Below are 3,262 nucleotides of genomic sequence, written 5' to 3'. Positions count from 1 at the left end.
TTCCGAAGATTTTATCTCCAAGTTTGCCCGGATCTATACCCCGGCCGTATGTTACAGCGCCTTGGCGTTGGCCATCCTGCCGCCTTTGGTTTTACTGTTTTTAGGTTCGGATCCGCAATGGTATTCCTGGATCTATCGGGCATTGACCTTCTTGGTCATCAGCTGCCCTTGCGCCTTGGTGATCTCGATTCCTTTAAGCTTCTTTGCGGGCATCGGCGGAGCCTCGAAAGCCGGGATCTTGGTCAAAGGCTCCAACTATTTGGAAACCCTCTCGAAGACAAAGATCGTCGTCTTTGATAAGACCGGCACCTTGACCCAAGGCGTCTTTGAAGTCAGTGCGGTCCATCATAATCTCATGGATCAGGAAAAACTGATCGAAATAGCCGCTTTGGCCGAGAGTGCTTCCAGCCATCCGATCTCCAAAAGCTTACAGAAAGCTTACGGAAAAGAGATCGACCGCAGCCGCGTATCCGATATCCGTGAGATCAGCGGCCACGGCATCCAAGCAAAAGTGGACGGTCACGATGTTCTCATTGGAAATGATAAACTAATGAAAGAAAACCAGATTTCTTATATCGAATGCCATCAGACTGGTACGATCTTACATATGGCCATCGATCAGAGCTATGCCGGCCATATCGTGATCTCCGACCGCATCAAACCTACCAGTAAACAAGCCATGCAGGCTTTACGAAACTGCGGTATCCAGAAGACCGTGATGTTGACGGGAGATATCCAGAAAGCGGCCCAGGAATTTGCGGATCAGTTAGGTTTAGATGCCTGCTACAGCGATCTGCTGCCGCAGGATAAAGTAGAAAAAGTTGAAGAGTTATTGGCACAAAAACCGGAAAAATCCGTCCTGGCCTTTGTCGGCGACGGCATCAACGATGCCCCGGTGCTCTCGCGCGCCGATATCGGGATTGCCATGGGAGCCATGGGAAGCGATGCCGCCATTGAAGCTGCCGATGTGGTCCTGATGGATGATGATCCGCTGCAGATCGCCAAGGCCATCAAGATCTCCAAAAAATGTTTGGGTATCGTCTATCAAAACATCGTCTTTGCGATCGGTATCAAGTTGGCCTGCCTGCTCTTAGGGGCTTTAGGCCTGGCCAATATGTGGCTTGCGATCTTTGCGGACGTCGGCGTCATGGTCTTGGCCGTGCTCAATGCCATCCGCACTTTATCGATCCCGAAATAAAAAAGTCAGAGTTTCTGACTTTTTTTGTTCAAAAGATAATCATTTATGATTTATTTTTGAACATTATATTTTTCCTTTTATTTTTAATACTTTCAAAAATATTATTGAATCCTTCTTTGAAACAAGGTACTTTGAAATCACAAAGGAGGAAGTATTATGTTTGCCAGACATTTAGAGCCCGACGAATTCATGAATGCTCTGATCCAGACCCCGCGCAAAATCATGCATCATCTGATTTGTTTGGACAACGGAATTGCCGGGATCGTTTACGGATTTGAACAAAAAGGTGTATTCTACTATTTGGACCGCTTCTTTCCTTCTGCGCTCAAGGAAAGCTGCCTTCAAAAGATGAATCGCTATGACCTTCATAAAGAGCTTTATGTGAAAATGAATTTGAAAGTTCATTTAATTTCGATGCAATAGAAAGGATGCCTATGTTTGCCGATTACCATGTCCATACCGCTTTCAGCGACGATTCCGTTTATCCTATGGAAAATGTGATCCAAGATGCGATCGCAATGCATATGGATGAGATCTGTTTTACCGAACACGTCGACTATGGAATCAAGTTCGACCAGGAACCCGGAAAACCCATTCTTTATCGCGGAAATGAGCCATTGACCAACTGCGATTATCCTCTGTATTTCAAAACCATAGAAGAGATGAAAAAACGCTACGGTCATCAGATCACGATCAAGACCGGCATGGAATTTGGCATGCAGAAACACACGATTCCGCAATATCAGGCGCTGTTTGACCGCTATTCTTTTGACTTTATCTTGTTGTCGATCCACGAGATCGATGATCAGGAATTCTGGAATCAGGACTACCTGAAAGGAAAGAGCCAAAAAGAAGTCTATGAAGGCTATTACCAGGCCCTCTATGAACTTGTTTCTTCCTATAAAAACTACAGTGTGCTGGGCCATATGGATCTGATCAACCGCTACGATAAACGAGGACCCTATCCTTTTGAAAAGATCAAGCCATGGATCCAAAAGGTGCTTGAAGTTGTGATCCGGGATCAAAAAGGCATTGAGATCAACACTTCCTCCCAGCGTTATGGTCTCAAGGATTCCACTCCTTCCAAAGACATCCTGCAGCTCTATTATGATCTGGGCGGAACGATCCTGACGATTGGATCAGATTCCCATAAACCCGAACACTTGGGATGCGGAATCCGGGAAGCCAAAGCGATGCTCAAAGAGATCGGATTTCAAACCTACTGTACATACGAAAAGATGTCCCCCATCTTTCATAGACTGTGACCGGTACACCCGGTCCTTTTTTGGAGTCTTGGGAGTCTTGCGCCAAAGGCTCTTTTTCTATAGATATTTCCCCGTGATACTTTCGGGCGTATTCCTGATTTGTTCCGGTGTACCGCACGCCACGATCCGGCCGCCTTCCTGACCGCCGCCCGGTCCCATATCTATGACATAGTCTGCCTGGCGTATGATATCCAGATCGTGTTCGATCACGATCACAGTGGCCCCCTGTTCGATTAGCGTCATAAAGACCCTCATCAAAACTTGGACATCCAAAGGATGCAAGCCGATCGTCGGCTCGTCAAAAACAAAGATCGAATCGTGCTGGGCCTTTTTCATCTCGCTGGCCAATTTCAACCGCTGTGCCTCTCCGCCCGAAAGACTCGGCGTTTGTTCGGCCAGTGTCAAATAGCCCAATCCTAACTGTGACAAGATCTCCAGGCGCTCCTGCACCTTCTTCAGGTCCTGACAATGTTTCAAAGCCGTATCGACATCCATGGCCATCAGCTGCGGCAAGGACAAACCATGATAATGGATCGTATCCGCTTGTTTGCTGTAGCGAGAGCCATGGCATTCCGGACACGGGATCTGCACATCCGCTAGAAACTGGACATCCAGATCGATCTGCCCGGTTCCATCACAGACCGGACAGCGCAGTTTGCCCGTATTATAAGAAAAATCCCCGGCTTTATAAGCCTTGGTCTGTTTCGCAAAGATCTTGCGCAGCTCATCATGCACATTGGCATAAGTTGCCACGGTAGAGCGCACATTGATGCCGATCGGACTGGCATCAATCAGTTTG

3 protein-coding genes and 1 pseudogene are annotated in these 3,262 nt (G+C 47.3%); 3 read left to right on the top strand and 1 reads right to left on the bottom strand.

The window, feature by feature from the left end; genetic code table 11:
- The 3 genes from Q0J48_RS06890 to Q0J48_RS06880 form a co-directional block, all read left to right on the top strand.
- On the top strand, positions 1 to 1,198 hold a 1,198-nt coding region (locus Q0J48_RS06890), incomplete at its 5' end, for a heavy metal translocating P-type ATPase (protein WP_296242752.1).
- Positions 1,199 to 1,354: 156 nt separating this feature from the next.
- The gene (locus Q0J48_RS06885) at positions 1,355 to 1,621 is read left to right on the top strand and encodes a hypothetical protein (protein ID WP_296242751.1); all 267 of its coding nucleotides are present in this window, start codon (positions 1,355 to 1,357) and stop codon (positions 1,619 to 1,621) included.
- Positions 1,622 to 1,632: 11 nt separating this feature from the next.
- Positions 1,633 to 2,463 carry a histidinol-phosphatase HisJ family protein gene (locus Q0J48_RS06880; RefSeq protein WP_296242750.1) on the top strand — a complete coding sequence of 277 codons (831 nt, stop codon included), beginning with the start codon at positions 1,633 to 1,635 and terminating at the stop codon, positions 2,461 to 2,463.
- Positions 2,464 to 2,520: 57 nt separating this feature from the next.
- Here Q0J48_RS06880 and Q0J48_RS06875 read toward each other — a convergent pair.
- A pseudogene (locus tag Q0J48_RS06875) lies at positions 2,521 to 3,262 on the bottom strand (excinuclease ABC subunit UvrA); the annotation flags it as partial.

The organism is uncultured Faecalicoccus sp. (assembly GCF_944325745.1).
GTDB lineage: Bacteria > Bacillota_I > Bacilli_A > Erysipelotrichales > Erysipelotrichaceae > Faecalicoccus.
The sequence above is the reverse complement of the archived record's forward strand: the minus strand, read 5'-3'. Positions and strand labels throughout refer to the sequence as shown.